Consider the following 2,689-nt stretch of genomic DNA (forward strand, 5'->3'; position numbering starts at 1 on the left):
ATATTATATATTTCATAAAAGTTCAATTTATATTATATGTCATTTTCCACTGTGATTTTTAAATAGATTGTATTTTATGAGGTTATTTTAGTTTTATTATTATAAATAAACTTATGGATCATTTTAACGTTTAACTAAAAATAGTTTATAATTAATATCAGAATATAGTTTATACAAGGCGAAGGAGATTAAGTCATATGATAAGAAAATTTAAAAATTACATGCCGGAAATAGGAAAAAACTGCTTTATAGCAGACAATGCAGAGATTATAGGAAAAGTTAAAATTTATGAAGATGCAAATATATGGTTTGGAGCTGTGCTAAGAGGTGATGTAAATTATATATATGTGGGAAAGGGAAGCAATGTACAGGATAATTGCACTTTTCATACTAGTGAGGGGATGAATCCTATAGAAATAGGAGAATATGTTACTGTAGGGCATAATGCGATAATACACGGAGGCAAAGTTGGAAAATACTCTTTAATTGGTATGGGTTCCATAATATTAGATAATGCAGAGATAGGTGAATATACTATTATAGGAGCAGGAAGCCTTGTAACTAAGAATAAAAAAATACCTTCTGGAGTGATGTGCATGGGTTCTCCCGCAAAAGTTGTGAGAGAGCTTACAGAGGAGGAGAAAGAATTCCTTAGAAATTCTGCAAAAGGCTATATCATAGAGGCCGAAAACTATAAGCAATATGTTATTAGGGAGTAAATTGCGTAAAATATATATCACTTATTTTATAAATAAAGTATAGAATATAGTGTCAATAATATTTGGAGAGTGTATAATGCCGAACTTCAAATTGGGTTCTAGAGGAAGCCAGGTAATGCAGATACAGGCAACTTTGAAAAAGATAGGCTACGATCCTGGACCTATAGATGGAATATATGGTATACAAACTGAACAGGCTGTCAGAAATTTTCAGAGAAATAATGGACTGATACAGGACGGAATAATAGGGCCGGACACTTATAGGGTACTGCATAGCTTTATATTGGGATATGACAATTATATTATTAAGCCAGGGGATACGTTATACGGCATAAGTAGAAAATATGGAACTCAGGTTTATAAAATAATAACGGCCAATCCACTCATAGAGCCCTTGGGCCTAATTCCGGGGAATACAATTAAAGTGCCCTACAGCACAGATGTGGTGGATACAAACATATATTATACTTATGATGTACTGGAGACAGATCTTATGGGGCTTAAAGGTAGATATCCCTTTATAACTGTAGGTAGTGCTGGTGAAAGTGTTCTTGGAAGGCAGCTGCATTATGTGAGACTTGGGGTAGGGGGTAATCAAGTATCTTATAATGGTTCCCACCATGCTTTGGAGTGGATAACAACACCTCTTTTAATGAAGTTTATAGAAAATTTTGCCAGAGCCTATTCGGAAGGGGAAAATATAAGAGGATATAATATAGGAGATATATGGAGCAGGAGCAGTATATATATAGTTCCTATGGTTAACCCTGATGGAGTAGATCTTGTTTTGAATGGATTAGCTAGAGATAACCCCTATTATTATGAGCTTATAAGGTGGAATAGAGGTAGTGCTGATTTTTCTAGAGATTGGGAAGCAAATAACAGGGGAGTTGATCTCAATCATAATTATAATGCAAACTGGCAGCTCTCAAAGGAATCCGAGCCTTCCTACGGTGTGTACGGTCCAGGACCTACCAGATATTCAGGGCCTTATGCTGAATCAGAGCCAGAAACCAGGACAATGGTCAATTTCACAAATAATCATGATTTTAGGTTGGTACTGGCGTATCACAGTCAGGGACAGGTTATTTACTGGCAATATAATGCTTTGACTCCTCCAGAGTCGAGGAGAATAGCAGAGTTGTTCTCTGAAGTGAGCGGATACAGGCTGGAAGAAACTACTGGTATAGCATCCTATTCGGGATACAAGGATTGGTTTATACAGGATCACGGAAAGCCTGGCTTTACTATAGAAGTGGGTAGAGGGATTAATCCTCTCCCTATAAATCAGTTTGATCAAATATACAATGAAAATGAAGAACTTCTTCTTCTAGCTTCAGTTATATAGCAATTTTATTAAATAGTAAAGAGTTAAGGGCAGTGGATGGTTTTAGATCTTCTGGTATTAATATAAAAAGATTATCTGAAGCTCTGAACTCTGGACTAGTGACTCTATTTATATATGTCTACCAGAAGGCCGCTTATGTCATCTATAGTAGCGGCCACATCCAGATTTGATTTTTGATCGTTTATAAGAGCCTCAGTGAGCTCTTCTAATTTCTTATCTATAGTATCCACTGTTATAAAGTACTGTGTCTGCCAAAAACTTATATCTTTTTTTACATTGTACATATATTTTAAAACGGATTCCAAATATTCTTTTATTATCTTTTTATAAATTTTAACATCTGAATAGCATTTTGTTATAGATAATCTGTTTCCTCTTTTTTTGATTTCATCAAACATATTTTTAAGCTGCTCTTCTGATTTTTTTTCCATCTGAGAGTTGAAGCTTTGGGAAAAATCTTTTTTTACTTTTATATTTTTGTTGTTTGAGGAAGGAGAAGAAGCTCTTCCAATTCTAGAAATTTCCATAAAGCACCTCCATATTTTTTATTTAAAAATTTAAAACTGAATATTGTCTCTCAAATTTATTATATATAATATGTTTCTCTTATACACATCTGACG

The 2,689-nt window shown here is 34.1% G+C and carries 3 protein-coding genes; 2 read left to right on the forward strand and 1 reads right to left on the reverse strand.

From position 1 onward, the window contains the following. The first annotated feature begins 197 nt into the window (after positions 1–197). The gene (locus tag J5G60_RS17770; RefSeq protein ID WP_150355950.1) at positions 198–719 is read left to right on the forward strand and encodes a gamma carbonic anhydrase family protein; all 522 of its coding nucleotides are present in this window, start codon (positions 198–200) and stop codon (positions 717–719) included. Positions 720–795: 76 nt separating this feature from the next. Then, complete coding sequence (locus J5G60_RS17775) at positions 796–2,067, forward strand: M14 family metallopeptidase (RefSeq protein ID WP_150355949.1); 1,272 nt, start codon at positions 796–798, stop codon at positions 2,065–2,067. Between the two features lie 104 nt (positions 2,068–2,171). On the opposite strand, the gene J5G60_RS17780 is transcribed toward J5G60_RS17775, so the two are convergent. Beyond that, entirely contained in the window at positions 2,172–2,594 is a 423-nt protein-coding gene (locus J5G60_RS17780; RefSeq protein ID WP_150355948.1) for a YaaR family protein, read from the reverse strand. Between the last annotated feature and the right edge of the window lie 95 nt (positions 2,595–2,689).

It is taken from the genome of Clostridium sp. HV4-5-A1G, assembly GCF_900184915.1.
Taxonomy (GTDB): Bacteria; Bacillota; Clostridia; order Clostridiales; family Clostridiaceae; genus Clostridium_B; species Clostridium_B aromativorans.